Origin of the sequence: Anaeromassilibacillus sp. D41t1_190614_C2, assembly GCF_015558525.1 — a bacterium.
Taxonomy (GTDB): Bacteria; Bacillota; Clostridia; order Oscillospirales; family Acutalibacteraceae; genus Anaeromassilibacillus; species Anaeromassilibacillus stercoravium.
This window is the reverse complement of record NZ_JADMOD010000004.1, coordinates 19,944-34,276: the sequence shown is the minus strand read 5'-3', so window position 1 is coordinate 34,276 and position 14,333 is coordinate 19,944. Positions and strand designations below refer to the sequence as shown.

Annotated in this window: 16 protein-coding genes; all 16 read left to right on the top strand. The window is 60.9% G+C overall.

Annotated features, from left to right (window positions below; genetic code table 11):
- Nucleotides 1-64: 64 nt before the first annotated feature.
- Nucleotides 65-1,174 carry a DNA polymerase III subunit beta gene (dnaN, locus tag I2G69_RS05245; RefSeq protein ID WP_087234932.1) on the top strand — a complete coding sequence of 370 codons (1,110 nt, stop codon included), beginning with the start codon at nucleotides 65-67 and terminating at the stop codon, nucleotides 1,172-1,174.
- Between the two features lie 88 nt (nucleotides 1,175-1,262).
- Nucleotides 1,263-1,502 (top strand): RNA-binding S4 domain-containing protein, encoded by a 240-nt coding sequence (locus I2G69_RS05240; RefSeq protein WP_195560359.1) that lies wholly within the window; start codon nucleotides 1,263-1,265, stop codon nucleotides 1,500-1,502.
- The gene (gene recF / locus I2G69_RS05235; RefSeq protein WP_330610128.1) at nucleotides 1,447-2,568 is read left to right on the top strand and encodes a DNA replication/repair protein RecF; all 1,122 of its coding nucleotides are present in this window, start codon (nucleotides 1,447-1,449) and stop codon (nucleotides 2,566-2,568) included. The genes I2G69_RS05240 and recF overlap by 56 nt, the downstream gene beginning before the upstream one ends.
- Entirely contained in the window at nucleotides 2,534-2,806 is a 273-nt protein-coding gene (gene remB, locus I2G69_RS05230) for an extracellular matrix regulator RemB (protein ID WP_087234935.1), read from the top strand. Before recF ends, remB begins: the two co-directional genes overlap by 35 nt.
- A gap of 20 nt (nucleotides 2,807-2,826) precedes the next feature.
- A complete protein-coding gene (locus tag I2G69_RS05225; protein ID WP_195560358.1) occupies nucleotides 2,827-3,324 on the top strand; it encodes a hypothetical protein in 498 nt (165 codons plus the stop codon).
- 172 nt (nucleotides 3,325-3,496) lie between these two features.
- The gene (gene gyrB, locus I2G69_RS05220) at nucleotides 3,497-5,437 is read left to right on the top strand and encodes a DNA topoisomerase (ATP-hydrolyzing) subunit B (RefSeq protein ID WP_087234937.1); all 1,941 of its coding nucleotides are present in this window, start codon (nucleotides 3,497-3,499) and stop codon (nucleotides 5,435-5,437) included.
- A gap of 120 nt (nucleotides 5,438-5,557) precedes the next feature.
- Nucleotides 5,558-6,232: a hypothetical protein gene (locus tag I2G69_RS05215; RefSeq protein WP_087234938.1), complete on the top strand. Its 675-nt coding sequence runs from the start codon at nucleotides 5,558-5,560 to the stop codon at nucleotides 6,230-6,232.
- A gap of 19 nt (nucleotides 6,233-6,251) precedes the next feature.
- Nucleotides 6,252-6,818, top strand: a complete 567-nt coding sequence (locus tag I2G69_RS05210; protein WP_191405235.1) for a hypothetical protein — start codon at nucleotides 6,252-6,254, stop codon at nucleotides 6,816-6,818.
- A gap of 23 nt (nucleotides 6,819-6,841) precedes the next feature.
- Complete coding sequence (locus I2G69_RS05205; protein ID WP_191405236.1) at nucleotides 6,842-7,363, top strand: flavodoxin family protein; 522 nt, start codon at nucleotides 6,842-6,844, stop codon at nucleotides 7,361-7,363.
- The gene (locus tag I2G69_RS05200; protein ID WP_207740544.1) at nucleotides 7,333-8,001 is read left to right on the top strand and encodes a hypothetical protein; all 669 of its coding nucleotides are present in this window, start codon (nucleotides 7,333-7,335) and stop codon (nucleotides 7,999-8,001) included. Before I2G69_RS05205 ends, I2G69_RS05200 begins: the two co-directional genes overlap by 31 nt.
- A gap of 109 nt (nucleotides 8,002-8,110) precedes the next feature.
- Nucleotides 8,111-8,461, top strand: coding sequence for a DUF6054 family protein (locus I2G69_RS05195; protein ID WP_087234941.1), 351 nt, complete (start codon nucleotides 8,111-8,113; stop codon nucleotides 8,459-8,461).
- A 229-nt stretch (nucleotides 8,462-8,690) separates the two neighbouring features.
- Nucleotides 8,691-9,230 (top strand): YcxB family protein, encoded by a 540-nt coding sequence (locus I2G69_RS05190; RefSeq protein WP_087234942.1) that lies wholly within the window; start codon nucleotides 8,691-8,693, stop codon nucleotides 9,228-9,230.
- A gap of 95 nt (nucleotides 9,231-9,325) precedes the next feature.
- Nucleotides 9,326-11,851 (top strand): DNA gyrase subunit A, encoded by a 2,526-nt coding sequence (gene gyrA, locus I2G69_RS05185; protein ID WP_087234943.1) that lies wholly within the window; start codon nucleotides 9,326-9,328, stop codon nucleotides 11,849-11,851.
- On the top strand, nucleotides 11,841-12,494 hold the full coding sequence (locus I2G69_RS05180; RefSeq protein ID WP_087234944.1) for a lysozyme inhibitor LprI family protein: 654 nt from the start codon (nucleotides 11,841-11,843) through the stop codon (nucleotides 12,492-12,494). The genes gyrA and I2G69_RS05180 overlap by 11 nt, the downstream gene beginning before the upstream one ends.
- 307 nt (nucleotides 12,495-12,801) lie before the next feature.
- Nucleotides 12,802-13,347 carry an NUDIX domain-containing protein gene (locus I2G69_RS05175; protein WP_087234945.1) on the top strand — a complete coding sequence of 182 codons (546 nt, stop codon included), beginning with the start codon at nucleotides 12,802-12,804 and terminating at the stop codon, nucleotides 13,345-13,347.
- Nucleotides 13,348-13,556: 209 nt separating this feature from the next.
- A complete protein-coding gene (locus tag I2G69_RS05170) occupies nucleotides 13,557-14,168 on the top strand; it encodes a Type 1 glutamine amidotransferase-like domain-containing protein (RefSeq protein ID WP_191448769.1) in 612 nt (203 codons plus the stop codon).
- The last annotated feature ends 165 nt before the right edge of the window (nucleotides 14,169-14,333 follow it).

Genomic DNA, 14,333 nt, shown 5'->3' with positions numbered 1-14,333 from the left:
AAACCCCGCAAACAAGGTGGAAAACATCGAGCCGCTTGGCCCAAACAGATAAAAGGGTGATACAATGAAAATAACTTGCAGCAAACAACAGTTGACGGAAGCCGTCTCCAATGTGCAGCGGGCCGTCTCGACCAAATCCTCCATCCCCGCGCTCGAAGGCATCCTCCTGAAAGCGCACGGGCAGGAGGTGACCCTCTGCGGGTATGACCTGGAGCTGGGCATGACCACCACGATCGAAGCCTCTGTGGAGGAGCCCGGCAACCTGGTCTTAAGCGCACGTTTGTTCGGCGATATCGTGCGCCGCCTCCCCGGGGAGCAGGTCTGCATCGCGTCCGATGAAAAGAACATCACCGCGATCACCTGCGGCCTGAGCGAATTTTCGATCGTCGGCATCCCGGCGGAGGAGTATCCGGAAATCCCCTCGATCACCGGGGAGACCACGATCGATTTGCCGCACAGCATGCTCAAGAGCATGATCCGCCAGACGATCTTTGCCGTGGCGGACACGGACGCAAAGCCCATCCACACGGGGACCCTGTTTGAGCTGGGCGGCGGCACGCTGCGGCTGGTATCCGTGGACGGGTACCGCCTGGCGATCCGCGAGGAGCCGGTGCAGGCAAACGAAGAGGCCAGCTTTGTGGTCCCGGGCAAGACGCTCAACGAGGTGACGAAGCTGCTCAGCGACAGCGAGGAAGAGACCCTTTCCCTGGTCGTAGGGCGCCGCCATATCCTGTTTAAGATCGGGAATTATACGGTGATCTCCCGGCTTTTGGAGGGCGAATTCCTCGATTACAAGGCGGCGATCCCCGCCGCAAGCAGCACCGAGGTGCTGGTCAACACGCGCAGCTTTATCGAGAGCGTGGAGCGCGTGTCGCTTCTGATCACCGACCGCCTGAAGAGCCCGGTGCGCTGCCTGTTTGAGGACAATGAGATCAAGCTGTCCTGCTCCACCTCCATGGGGCGCGCGAACGACCAGTTCGAAGCGCAGATTACAGGGGGGAATGTGGAGATTGGATTTAACAACCGGTATTTGCTCGACGCCCTGCGGAATGCGGAGGGCGACGAGGTCAAGGTGCAGCTGAACGGCCCCTTGAGCCCGATGAAGGTCCTCCCGCGGGAGGGGAACGCCTTCCTGTTCCTGGTGCTTCCGGTCCGCCTGAAGAGCGACAGCTGACGCCCCGCTTTGCCCGGCGTTTGCGAAAAAACCGGCGCGGCTGCCTGCGCAGCACGCAGCCCATATTTTACAGAAAAGAGACCGATCTATGAAGAAAGAAAGCATTTCGATCGACACAGAGTTCATCCGCCTGGACGCCCTGCTCAAACGCGGCGGCGCCGTGGATACGGGCGGGCAGGCGAAATTTGAGATCCAGGCCGGGAACGTGCAGGTGAACGGCGAGCTGTGCACCATGCGCGGGAAAAAGATGCGGCCCGGCGACCAGGCGGTCTATAACAACGTATGTTACGAGGTGTGTAGTTCTGAAAATACAGAGTCTGGCGTTTGAACACTACCGCAACCTCTGCGCGGGAAGCCTCACCCCCTGCCCGGGGATGAACGTCATCTACGGCAGGAATGCGCAGGGGAAAACCAACCTGTTGGAGGCGGTCTGGCTGTTTACCGGCGGGCGCTCGTTCCGGGGCGCGCGCGACGGCGAGCTGGTGGCCTTCGGCCAGGAAAAGGCGGCGCTGCACCTGCAATTTTACAGCGAGGAGCGCGAGCAGGAGGCGGAGCTCACCATCCAGAACGGGCGGCGCAGCGCGTCGCTCAACGGCGTGCCAAAGCGCTCCCCCGCGGAGCTGGTCGGCAAATTCCGCGCCGTGCTGTTCTCCCCGGAGCACCTCTCCCTCATCAAGAGCGGCCCGGCGCTGCGGCGGAATTTCATCGACGCGGCCCTCTGCCAGGTAAAGCCGGCCTATGCGCCGCTTCTGTCGCGGTATAATCACACGCTGGTGCAGCGCAACGCGCTGCTCAAGGACATCCCGCGCCATGCCGAGCTCCTGGATACCCTGGAGATCTGGGACGACCGCCTCGCGCGGTACGGCGACGCCGTGGCAAGGGAGCGCGCGGCGTACATACAAAAAATCGAGGCGCCCGCGCGGGAGCTCTACGCGGGGATTTCGGAAAATAAGGAACAATTTGGAATACAGTATCAAAAAAGCGCCGAAAATCTAAGGGAGGCATTGGCGGCGGCGCGCCGGGACGACCTACAGAGCGGCCACACCACGGTGGGGCCGCACCGCGACGACCTGGAGGTCACCGTGGACGGCGTCTCCGCGCGGGCCTATGGGTCCCAGGGGCAGCAGCGCTCCCTGGTGTTGGCGCTCAAGCTGGCCGAGGCCGATGTGCTGGAGCAGGAGGGCGGCGAAGCGCCGGTCATCCTGCTGGACGATGTGATGAGCGAGCTCGACGCCGGCCGGCAGCATTACCTGCTCAACCGCTTGGACGGGCGGCAGGTGTTTCTCACGTGCTGCGAGCCGGGCGCGGTCAAGCGCCTGGAGGAAGGCGCGCTGTTTGAAGTGCGGAGAGGAGAACTTTATGTACCTACATCTGGGGCAGGACACGGTGATTAAGATGGACGAAATCGTCGGCATCTTCAATATGGAGACCTCGACGATCTCCAAAACCACACGGAACTACCTGGCGCAGGCGGAGAAGGCCGGAAAGGTCGTCAACGTCAGCATGGAGCTGCCGAAGTCCTTTGTGCTTTGCCGCGACAGCCAGAACCGGGAGACGGTCTATATCTCCCAGATTTCCTCGTCCACGCTGTTGAAGCGGACGGGGTACATCGACGAAATTTCCAATGTTTGAAACAGTAGAAGGGGAACATCATGCGACTCATGCTTCCAAAATGCCCGCACTGCGGGAAACAGGTCAACTGGTTCCGCGCATGGGCTCTGAAAACACAGGGGGAATACCGCTGCGGGAAATGCGGCGAATGCTCGAACGTCGCGCTGGATAAAGCGCTTTATCCGCTTGCGGCCGTGGCAGCCATCGCCGGCGCGGTGTTTTTCGTCCTGTTTGTGACACTGGTGCAGGAATTCAGCTTTACCTCCCTGGTTCTGATCGCCGTCCCGTTTTTGCTTTTCTTTTTGATCAGCCCGTTTTTTGTCCGCCTGCGGCCCATCCAGCCGGCAAAGGTGCCGCCGGCTGCGCCGGAGAGGGCGTGCCGCAGGCCGGCTCCGGGACAGATGCACGATACGCAGCGCGTGGACCTTCCGCGCGGGGGCCAGCGGCAGAGCCAGGCGCCCGGCCGGACGGCCAGGGGCGCACCCAGCGGCGGGGAATCCGGGCGCCGTCCGAATCCGCGGACGGCCCGGCGGTTATAGCGCCTTTTGAACATCGCGGAAGGTTTTTTGAAACAGGCTGGGAATGTGCCGGAAAAAGCGGCGGCCTGCCGGATTTGGGCGGCCAAAGGGCCGGGAAAACCAGGGCCCGCTGCGGCCGCAGGCAGGGAAGGTCCCGCAGCCTTTATGTGTGTTATTGGGGGAATCATGTAACATGGATATAAACGAAGTCTTGCAAACGAATCAGACATACGACGAAAACCAGATCCAGGTGTTGGAGGGGCTGGAGGCTGTCCGGAAGCGCCCGGGCATGTACATCGGCTCCACCGGGCCGCGCGGCCTGCACCATCTGGTCTATGAGATCGTGGACAATGCGATCGACGAAGCGCTGGCCGGGTACTGCGACAAGATCGACGTGGTGATCCTGCCCGGCGACGTGATCCGCGTCACGGACAACGGGCGCGGTATCCCGGTGGGTATCCAGCACAAGACCGGCCTGCCCGCGGTCACGGTGGTCTTTACGATCCTGCACGCGGGCGGCAAATTCGGCGGCGGCGGCTATAAGGTCGCGGGCGGCCTGCACGGGGTCGGCGCGTCCGTGGTCAATGCGCTGTCCGTCTGGCTGGAGGTCGAGGTCTACCACGAGGGGAAGATCTACCACCAGCGGTTTGAATACGGCAAGGCGACCGGCGACCTGGAGGTCATCGGCGACTGCCCCGCGGACAAGACCGGCACCACCGTCACCTTTAAGCCGGATGCGTCGATTTTTAAGGACACCACGGTCTATGACTATGAGACGCTGCAAAAGCGCCTGCGCGAACAGGCATTCCTGAACGCGGGCGTACACATCGAGCTGCGGGACGAACGCGACCCGGAGAACCTTTTGCAGGACAACTACTGCTACCAGGGCGGCATTTCCAGCTTTGTGGAGTTCCTCAACAAGGAGAAGGAGCCCATCCACGACGACATCATCCATTTCTCCTGCACGGCGGCGGACAACAACTCCACAGCGGAAATCGCCATGCAGTACAACGACTCCTATAACGAGCTGATGCTCAGCTTTGCCAACAACATCCACACCACGGACGGCGGCACCCATGAGGACGGCTTTAAGCGGGCGCTCACGCGCGTGATGAACGAATACGCCCGCAAATACAACATCCTCAAGGACAACGACAAGAACCTGTCCGGCGAGGACGTGCGCGAGGGCCTGACCGCGATCATCAGCATCAAGGTCAAGGACGCGCAGTTCGAGGGCCAGACCAAGGCGCGCCTGGGCAACACCGAGGTAGGCACGCTGGTCAGCCAGCTGGTGTCCGACAAATTGGCCACCTACCTGGAGGAGAACCCCGCCACGGCGCGCACGATCTTTGACAAGGCGCTGTCCGCCTCCCGCGCGCGGGAGGCCGCGCGCAAGGCGCGCGAGCTGGTGCGGCGCAAGTCCGAGCTGGAGACCGCCTCCCTGCCCGGCAAGCTGGCCGACTGCCAGAGCCGCAACCCCGACGAGACCGAGATCTACATCGTCGAGGGCGATTCCGCAGGCGGGTCCGCCAAGGGCGGGCGCGACCGCAAATACCAGGCGATCCTCCCCCTCTGGGGAAAGATGCTGAACGTCGAAAAGGCGCGCCTCGACAAGGTGTACGGCAATGAAAAGCTGATGCCGGTCGTCACGGCGCTGGGCTGCGGCATCGGCGAGGAATTCGATATTTCCAAGCTGCGCTATGGGAAGATCATCATCATGGCGGATGCCGACGTAGACGGTTCCCATATCCGCACGCTGCTTTTGACCTTCTTCTTCCGCTTTATGAAGCCGCTTGTGGAGGAGGGCCACATCTATCTGGCGCAGCCGCCCCTGTTCCGCGTGAGCAAGGGCAAAAACCACTATTACGCCTTCTCCGACAAGGAGCGCGACAAGCTGATGGCGGAGCTGGTCAGCGGGTATGAGATCCAGCGCTACAAGGGTCTCGGCGAAATGGACTCCGAGCAGCTCTGGGAGACGACCATGAACCCCGAAACCCGCACGATGCTGCGCGTGGAGGTGGAGGACGCCGCCGCCGCGGACGAGGCCTTCACCATCCTGATGGGCGACAAGGTCGAACCGCGCCGCGCGTTCATCGAAAAGAATGCGAAGTACGTCCAGAACCTGGACATTTAACCCCTGTGCTGCCGGTTTCCCGGCAGACGGAAAAAATTCGTTTGAATGGCCCATGCCGGTTCCCTGCATACGGGCTATACTATGGCGCATCGCGCCGGAACATACAAAGGAGAATCCTACATGAAAGACTTTACGAAAGAAAACGAAGAGACCGCCCAGCCTCCGGAACCCCAGGGGGTTGAGGCCCCCGAACCGGAATTTTTGGAGGATGAAGAGCAGGAGGAGGCCGTCCAGTGGGACGGCAGCGACGCGGAGATCGTGTCCGAGGGCGCCGACCAGGAGTACAAAGACACCATCACCGGCGTGAAGCTCTCCTATGTCCTGACCGAGGAGGAGATCCGCACCTGTATGCGCGGCACGCAATTTGGCAAACGGCGCAAACGGCGCATGCGCATCGAGCTGGTGGTCTTTTCCGCGCTGCTGTTGGGATTCCTGGTCTTTTTCTTTTTGAAACGCAACCCGGACAACCTGTTTTTTGCCACGGTCTGCGCGGCGATGATCTTCATCATGATCTTCCTGCCGGACATCCGCATCAAACAGGACGCCAAGCGCAATGCGAATGGCAAGGAAATCTGTATGGAGATCTATCCGCATAAGATCGAGATGGGCCGCGGGGAAAACCAGTGGGAGATCCCGTTGGACGGCTCGTGTAAGAGCGCGATTTATCAGAAGAACATCGTCGTGTATTTCAAGGGCGACGATATGGTGATCCTCCCCATGCGCTGCGTGGAACCTTCGGTCCTGCCGGAGGTGCGGGCGATGATCCAGGCGGGCACGCAGCCGCGGGAGGATTGACCGGAAGGAGGACTGCCCTTTGCCAACGTTTTACGAGGGGGAACCCATCGCGGTGGTGCATCAGACGCTCACCGCGGAGGAATATGCGCAGGCGGCCGTGTTTGCGGAAAGCCACCGCTCGGTTTGGAGCCGCAGAGGGGTGCGCGCGGCGGCGGCGCTGACCGTGGCGGCCCTGGCGTTTTCCTGTATCCCGGTCTACCGGTATCAATACGCCACGGCCTGGATTCCCATTGCCGTGGGCTGTTTGGGCGTGCTGCTGGCGGCCTATTTTTTCTGGTTCCAGCCGGTGCGGATGCAGAAACGCGCGGCGGCGGTCTTCCAAAAGAACCGCTTTTGGCAGCAGCGCTGCAAAATCGCCTTTTACCGGGACAGCGTCTGCTGTGAAACCGCTTATGAAAAAATCAGCGGATATTGGAGCGATTATTACGCATGCTATGAATGCCCCGCGTATTTGGTCGTGGCGGGCGGTTGGGACCGGCATCTGCTGATTGTCGATAAAAAGCAGCTTTCCCCCGGACAGCGGGAGGCCGTGTCCGCCCATATGCGCGAACAATTCGCCAACCGGTATCTCTGGGCCAAACAATAGGCGGGGGAACGGAGGAACGATCGATGCGTGAAAACCATCGCTTTCTGGTGATCCAGGATGTGGAGCGGGCGGAACCGGTCCGGGAGCTGGAGCCCCCCTTTGCGGGCACGGTGTTTTCGGACAACGGCACGATCCGCCCCTGCACCGGCTGTTTCGGCTGCTGGATCAAAACGCCCGGACGCTGCGTGCTCCCGGACCCATACCGGGATATGGGGGCCTATCTTGCCAACAGCGGCGAGCTGGTCCTTGTGAGCCGGTGCTGCTTTGGCGGGCCGGGCCCGTTTGTCAAAAATGTGCTGGACCGGTGCATTTCGTATGTCCATCCCTATTTTGTCATCAAAAACGGGGAGATGCACCACCGCCAGCGGTACCATCATTCGTACGGTTTGACCGTGGCCTTCTACGGCGGGGCAACGCCGGAGGAACAAAGGACCGCGCAGGAATGGGTGCAGGCCATGGCGGTGAACCTCTATGGCCGGGTCAACGAGGTGCGCTTTGTGGAACAGCCGCCGGATTGGAGGGATTTGCTACGGACATTGCTTTGATTTGCGGAAGCCCAAAGGGAAAAAACAGCGCGTCCTGGGTGATCTTGCAGGGGCTGCGCGATGCATTGCCCCCGCAGGCAGCGGTGCGGGAATACGCCATCCGGACCGCCCCCCTCCCGGAACAGGCGCTGCGCGGGATTGCCGCGTGCGATGTGCTGGTGTTTGCCATGCCGCTCTATGTGGACGGCCTGCCCTCCCATATGGTGGGCGCGCTGCTGCAATTGGAAGCGGATTTCCGGGAAACGCCGCAGAAGGAGCGGACAGCCTATGCGCTCGTCAACTCCGGGTTTTATGAGGGCCATCAGAACGCCCATGCGCTGCACATGCTGCGCCATTGGTGCCGCCGTGCGGGGGTGCGCTGGGGCCAGGGGATTGGCGCCGGCGGGGGCGGGATGCTGCCGGAGACGCAAAACATCCCCATGGGCCACGGGCCCAAAAAGCGCCTCGGGCAGGCGCTCCAAACGCTCGCGGAGGCCATCGTTTCCGGCGGGCAGGCGGAAGACCTCTATATCACCCAGAATTTCCCGCGCGTTTTGTACCGGATGTCTGCGGAGTCCGTCTGGCGGCGGAAAGGGCGGAAAAACGGCCTTTCGAAACAGGAGCTCTTTGCAGCGCCGGGCGAGGGACCTACGGCCTGACGGCCGTCCGTTCCGATGGGCCAAACGGGTGTTGGCCGATCGGAGCGGATGGGACGGCAGTACGGCGGCTTTCAAACCGGCCATATGCAAACTAAGGAGGAAGGAATCCATGGCACAATTTGAGAAGGAACTCCATGATGCGGATTTCTACACGGTCTTGTCCCTGTTGGAGAAGGAAATTCTGGCGAGCGGCGCCTCCGTGGAGCTGGTCGGCACTGCCAGATACGACTTGGGGGATACGCAGGTTGCCGTCCGTGTGTACGACCGCTATTTTATGCGCAACGCCAGCCGCGCCAGCCTCACCTTGACGTTGGTCGGGCACGGCGGCACCGTGCAGGTGTCCGCCATCGGTGCGGGCGGCGGCACTGGTGCGTTCACCCACTTCGATTGGGGCACGGGGGATGCGTTCGTCCAACTGGTGAAGAAGATCCTGTCCAAGGGCCCATTTGAAGGGATGTAGGCATCCAAGCAGAACAAACGAAATCCAGAAAATACGATTTGTATTATTTATTTTGAAATATACATATAGAAATGAATTTGATTTTCCCGGCGGGCAGAAATGGGCGGCGCGCGCTTTGAAACGCGGGCGCTTGGGGCAAGCCTGCACCACCAGGCAGGGCTTTTTTGGCCCCCGTGCATCGAAGCGGGGCCGGTCCCGTGGCCCAGCACGCACCGGGATAGGAGGACAAATGGAACAACAGACACCGCTGCTCTCGGTCAGCTTTTTACCGACCAAACAGGATTATGCCGATTATCAGATCGCCGCGTGCAATGCGGCCGCGTCGCCGGGCGAGCGGCTGTTCCTGCGCGCCGCCGGGTTTGTGCTGGTGGTGGCGGGCTTTGTGCTCTGCCTGCTCTTCGGCGTGGGGAACCCGCAGAATACGGTATTTTTCTCGCTTTTGGTGCTGCTGGGCCTGGCGGTGGGCTTTTTCCACGATTCCATCCAGCCCCTGCTGGTGCGCAGCCGCGCGCAGTCGTTTTACGACCACGCCGGGGAGCGCATGACCGCGCAGTCCCTGTCCTTTTTTGCGGACCATGTGGACGTAAAATCGGACCGCTATGCGGCGTCCCTCCCCTATGCGATGCTCTCGGTTTGGGAGGACGGCCGCATCCTCCTGCTGCGGCTGGGGCCCGGCGAATCGCGGTATGTCCCCAAGCGGGCGCTCTCCCCGGAGGATGTGCAGAAGCTCCATGCGCTGTTCCCAACCGGCGGGCAAACGCAGAAGTGAAGGCGCGCCCCATTTCAAGAAGATCAACAAGTTGTTTTTTGATAAAGCGGTCCATGGGATCGCCGTAGGCTCGAAAGAAAGGATTGGTTTCTACAATGCAAGACATGCAGGAAAACGATCGCATTATTAACGTAGATCTGGAAAAGGAGATCAAGAAGTCCTTTTTGGATTACTCGATGTCGGTCATCGTGTCCCGCGCGCTGCCGGACGTCCGCGATGGGCTCAAGCCCGTGCATCGCCGCATCCTCTACACGATGTATGAGAACGGCCTGAGCCCCGACAAGCCGTACCGCAAATGCGCGGATACCGTCGGTTCGGTGCTGGGCCGGTACCATCCGCACGGCGACGCCTCCGTCTACGACGCGCTGGTGCGTTTGGCGCAGGACTTCTCCATGCGCTATATGCTGGTGGACGGACACGGCAACTTCGGTTCCGTGGACGGCGACCCGCCCGCTGCCTACCGTTATACGGAGAGCCGCATGAGCAAAATTGCGGTCGAGATGTTGCAGGACATCGACAAGGAAACCGTCGATTTCATGCCGAACTACGACGACCGCCTGAAAGAGCCGGTTGTGCTGCCCAGCCATTTCCCGAACCTTTTGGTCAACGGGTCCACGGGCATCGCGGTCGGCATGGCGACGAACATCCCGCCGCACAATATGGGCGAGGTCATCGACGGCATGTGCTGCCTGATCGACCACCCGGACGCATCGCTCGACGAGCTGATGCAGTACATCAAGGGGCCGGACTTCCCCACCGGCGCCATCATCATGGGGCGTGCGGGCATCCGCGCGGCCTATGCGACGGGCCGCGGCCGCATCACGGTGCGCGCGCGCGCGGAGATCGAGGAGGAAAAGAACGGCCGGTTCAGCATTGTGGTCACGGAGATCCCCTACCAGGTGAACAAGGCGCGCCTGATCGAGAGCATTGCGACGCTCGTCAAGGAAAAGCGCATCGACGGCATCTCCAACGTGGAGGACCACTCCGACCGCCAGGGCATGCGCATTGTGATTACGGTCAAGCGCGACGCCTCCCCGCAGATTGTGCTGAACAAGCTTTATACATTTACGCAGATGCAGACGACCTTCGGCGTCATCATGCTGGCCATTGTGAACGGCGAGCCAAAGACCTTGACGCTCAAGGAAATTTTGCAGAATTACATCGACTTCCAGGAGGACGTCGTCACACGCCGCACGCGCTTTGAGCTCAAAAAGGCCGAGGACCGCGCGCACATCCTGGAGGGCCTCAAAATTGCGGTCGATTTCATCGACGAAGTGGTCTCGATCATCCGCACCTCCAAGGACCGCGCCCAGGCGCGCCAGCGCATGACCGAGCGGTTCGGCCTGGACGATGTGCAGACGCAGGCCATCGTGCAGATGCAGCTGGGCGCGCTGACCGGCCTGGACCGCCAGAAGCTGGAGGACGAGCTGGGCGCGCTGCACCTCAAGATCGAAGACCTGAAGGACATCCTTGCCAACGAGAGCCGCGTGCTCGCCATTGTCAAGGAGGAGGCGCTCGCGGTCAAAGCGAAGTTCAACGACGAGCGCCGCACCGAAATCGCGGCGATCAGCGGCGAAGTGGATATCGAAGACCTCATCCCGGAGGAGGAATGCGTGCTGACGCTGACCAACTTCGGCTATATCAAGCGCCAGAAGGCCGACACCTACCGCACCCAGCGGCGCGGCGGCCGCGGCGTTTCCGGCATGACGCGCCGGGAGGAGGACGTGGCCACCGAGATGTTCGTCATCAACAGCCACGACTATGTGATGTTCTTCACGGACCTGGGCCGCGTCTACCGCCTGAAATGCTATGAGGTGCCGGAGGGCGCGCGCACCAGCAAGGGCATGAACATCGCCAATCTGCTGCCGATCGCCCAGGACGAGCGGGTCACGTCCATGATCCGCGTGCCAAAGCTCGACGAGGACGGCTATCTGGTGATGGTCACGCGCAGAGGCGTCATCAAGCGCACCCCGCTCTCCGCGTTCCAGACCACCCGCAAGGGCGGCGTGATCGCCATTGACTTGGACGAGGGCGACGAGCTGTGCTGGGTCCGCCTGACCAACGGCAGCGACGATTTGCTGGTCGCGACCAAGAAGGGCATGGCGATCCGCTTCAGCGAGAACGATGTGCGCGCCATGGGCCGCACGGCCCGCGGCGTCAAGGCCCTGACGCTCAAGGAGGGCGACTGCGTGGTCGGCATGAGCGTTGTCCGCGAGGGCGGGCTGGTCCTGACCGTCAGCGAGACGGGCTACGGCCGCCTCTCCTCCACCGACGACTACCGGATCCAGTCGCGCGGCGGCAAGGGCCTGACCAACTACCACGTGGAGAAATACGGCGACGTGGCCGCCATCAAGGTGGTCGACCTGGACGACGACATCATCCTGATCGCATCGGACGGCGTGATCATCCGCATCCGCGCGAATTCCATCCGCGAGTGCGCGCGGCCCAGCAAGGGCGTGCGCGTGATGCGCCTGAACGAAGGAAGCCGCGTTGTCACCCTGGCGCGGACCGCCCACGAAGAGGACGAGGAACCGGACGATCTGCCGGAGGACGACGGCGACGCCGGGGACGAGGATTTGACCGAGGAACCATCGGAACAGGAGAACAGCAATGAAGAATAAATGGATTGCCATTCTGCTGGCGGCGGCCGTCGGGTTTGCCGCCCTGGTGGGGTGTACGGGGGACAACGGCACGGAGGACCCGCCGGGCAGCAGCTCCGCGCCCACGTCCAGCGCTTCTTCCGAGGAGAGCGCCCCGGCGCCCGCCCCGCAGCCGGACGGCGAAGCGCCGTCCACGCCGGAGAGCTCCACGGAGCCCGCGCCGGAGCCGCCGGAGGACAGCCCCGGCCAGGTGCTGCCTGTGGAGACGGAAAACCCGGGTTTTGACGAGAAATTCGCGGACAACCCGATCGACCAGGCGTATATCCAGGACAACAACCAGGCGATCTCCAACAAGGATATGGTGGAGGTCTCCCAGAAATACGCGGAGATCTGGCGCGAAGAGGTGGCGTATGCCTACGAAACCCTGCTGGAAAAGGTCTCGGACGACCGCAAGGCTACGCTTGAGAGCGAGCAGCAGGCGTGGAGCGACGGGACCGAAGCGGCCCTGGAGGAATTCCGCGCCGACGCCCAGGCGGTCGGCGGCACCATGGCGCAGGTCGATGAGGCCAGCCGGGTGATGGATTATTACCGCAGCCGGGCGGTGGAGCTTTACGAAGAGTTGTATGCCATCGACCCGAACTATACGTATCACTTCGAGGGATAAGGGGAGGCATGCTATGCCGCCCATCATAGGACGGGCAAATACATATTCCAATTTGTAATATGTATGTTATTTTATTCGTAAAGTATATTTTTTACTGCGCAAAGCCCCGCATTTCCCTTTTTGGGCCTTCCTTTTGCAAATGGGCCGGAAGGGACGTTTGCCTTTTTGCGGCGGCGAGCAAGCGCAGAACGGATTAACTTTTAGTATTATCAACCGAGTTTTCAACAATGTGATGAATTTGTCAAATACAAATTGTTTTATAGATTATTTATATTACGTTTTGTATTTTAAATAAGGAGGCCGGACCATGAAATTGATCGAAAAGCAGTTGGGCCGCACGGATATCTACAAGGGCCGGATCATCGAGGTCGCCGTGGATGACGTGGAGCTCGAAAACGGCGCCAAATCCAAGCGCGAGCTGGTGATGCATCCCGGCGGGGTGTGCGTGGCGGCGCTCACGGGACAGGACGAGATGCTCTTTGTCCGGCAATTCCGCTATCCGTACCAGGAGGTGGTCTTGGAGGCCCCGGCCGGGAAGCTGGAGCGCGGCGAGGACCCCTTTGAAGCCTGCAAGCGCGAGCAGCGCGAGGAGACCGGCACCACCGCGGAGCAGTATTTGAACCTGGGGCTGCTCTACCCCACGCCCGGCTATTGCGACGAGATCCTGCACCTCTATGCCTGCCGGATCACGGGGTACGGGGAATCGCAGCTGGACGAGGACGAATTCCTGGAGGTCGAGCGCATCCCGCTGCAAAAGGCGGTGGAGATGGTGATGGACAACACCATCAAAGACGCGAAGACCCAGGTGCTGGTTTTAAAGGCCGCCCGCCTGGTGGAGCAGAAAAAGCTATAACAATCCGTAAAATAGTTTTAAAAATTACGAGTTGTAAATAAAATGCGTCCGAAACTTGCATTTTTGAAACGGCCCTTCCTCCACATATCCCATGGGATGGGCGGCTGCGCTTTCGCACGCAGGGCTGGAAACCGGGCGCCTTATAGACGCTTCGCGGTATCGGAATGCCCATCAAACCGGCGAGGTTTGTTTACAGGGAGGAAAAAGCGATGAAAAGATTGCTACTGGTATCCATGTTTCAAAATGTCTCCCACCTCTTGCAGCGGGTGATGCCCGATTACAAAGGGAAATCGGTCGCCTATATCCCCACGGCAAGCCTTGCGGAGGAACCGGGCGGTTGGGCCGCCCTGGAAAAGCAGAATTTGGAACAGATGGGGCTGGTTGTGGACGAAGTGGAGGTCTCCACCGCCCCCTATGCGGCCATCCAAAGGGCGCTGCAAAAAAATGACCTGATCTACATCGCGGGCGGGAATACCTTTTTCCTGCTGCAAGCGCTGAAACAGAGCGGCGCGGACCGGCTGATCCGCGAGGAGGTCCACAAGGGAAAGCCCTATATCGGGGAATCGGCGGGCGCCATCGCCGCGGCCCCGGACATCGCCTATTCGTCTGCGATGGACGACCCCGGGAAAGCGCCGGGATTACAGGACTATACGGGGCTGCATCTGACGGAATGGTATCCGGTGCCGCACCGGGGCAACCCGGAGTACGGGGCGGCGGTCGAACAGATTGTGGCCGCGTATGCTTCCACGCTGGACCTGAAGGTCATCGACGACCACCAGGCGCTTTTCGTGGAGGACGGCCAGGTGGAGGTTTTGAAGTAAGGAAACCCCAAAAGGAAACCAACGGCCCTTGGCCGTTGGAGCTCCAAGAACCCGAATAGAAATCGGGAAAGCTTTCATAAAATTGCATATGCAAAAAGCAACAAAAAAGGCGGTGCCCTTTGTGAGCGTTTCAGGCTCAAAAGGACGCCGCTTTTCTGCGTATGT

What these genes read in the sequence shown, in the direction of transcription:
- dnaN (WP_087234932.1), top strand. Translation starts at nt 65, where the DNA reads ATGAAAATAACTTGCAGCAAACAACAGTTGACGGAAGCCGTCTCCAAT.
- I2G69_RS05240 (WP_195560359.1), top strand. Translation starts at nt 1,263, where the DNA reads ATGAAGAAAGAAAGCATTTCGATCGACACAGAGTTCATCCGCCTGGAC.
- remB (WP_087234935.1), top strand. Translation starts at nt 2,534, where the DNA reads ATGTACCTACATCTGGGGCAGGACACGGTGATTAAGATGGACGAAATC.
- I2G69_RS05225 (WP_195560358.1), top strand. Translation starts at nt 2,827, where the DNA reads ATGCGACTCATGCTTCCAAAATGCCCGCACTGCGGGAAACAGGTCAAC.
- gyrB (WP_087234937.1), top strand. Translation starts at nt 3,497, where the DNA reads ATGGATATAAACGAAGTCTTGCAAACGAATCAGACATACGACGAAAAC.
- I2G69_RS05215 (WP_087234938.1), top strand. Translation starts at nt 5,558, where the DNA reads ATGAAAGACTTTACGAAAGAAAACGAAGAGACCGCCCAGCCTCCGGAA.
- I2G69_RS05205 (WP_191405236.1), top strand. Translation starts at nt 6,842, where the DNA reads ATGCGTGAAAACCATCGCTTTCTGGTGATCCAGGATGTGGAGCGGGCG.
- I2G69_RS05195 (WP_087234941.1), top strand. Translation starts at nt 8,111, where the DNA reads ATGGCACAATTTGAGAAGGAACTCCATGATGCGGATTTCTACACGGTC.
- I2G69_RS05190 (WP_087234942.1), top strand. Translation starts at nt 8,691, where the DNA reads ATGGAACAACAGACACCGCTGCTCTCGGTCAGCTTTTTACCGACCAAA.
- gyrA (WP_087234943.1), top strand. Translation starts at nt 9,326, where the DNA reads ATGCAAGACATGCAGGAAAACGATCGCATTATTAACGTAGATCTGGAA.
- I2G69_RS05180 (WP_087234944.1), top strand. Translation starts at nt 11,841, where the DNA reads ATGAAGAATAAATGGATTGCCATTCTGCTGGCGGCGGCCGTCGGGTTT.
- I2G69_RS05175 (WP_087234945.1), top strand. Translation starts at nt 12,802, where the DNA reads ATGAAATTGATCGAAAAGCAGTTGGGCCGCACGGATATCTACAAGGGC.
- I2G69_RS05170 (WP_191448769.1), top strand. Translation starts at nt 13,557, where the DNA reads ATGAAAAGATTGCTACTGGTATCCATGTTTCAAAATGTCTCCCACCTC.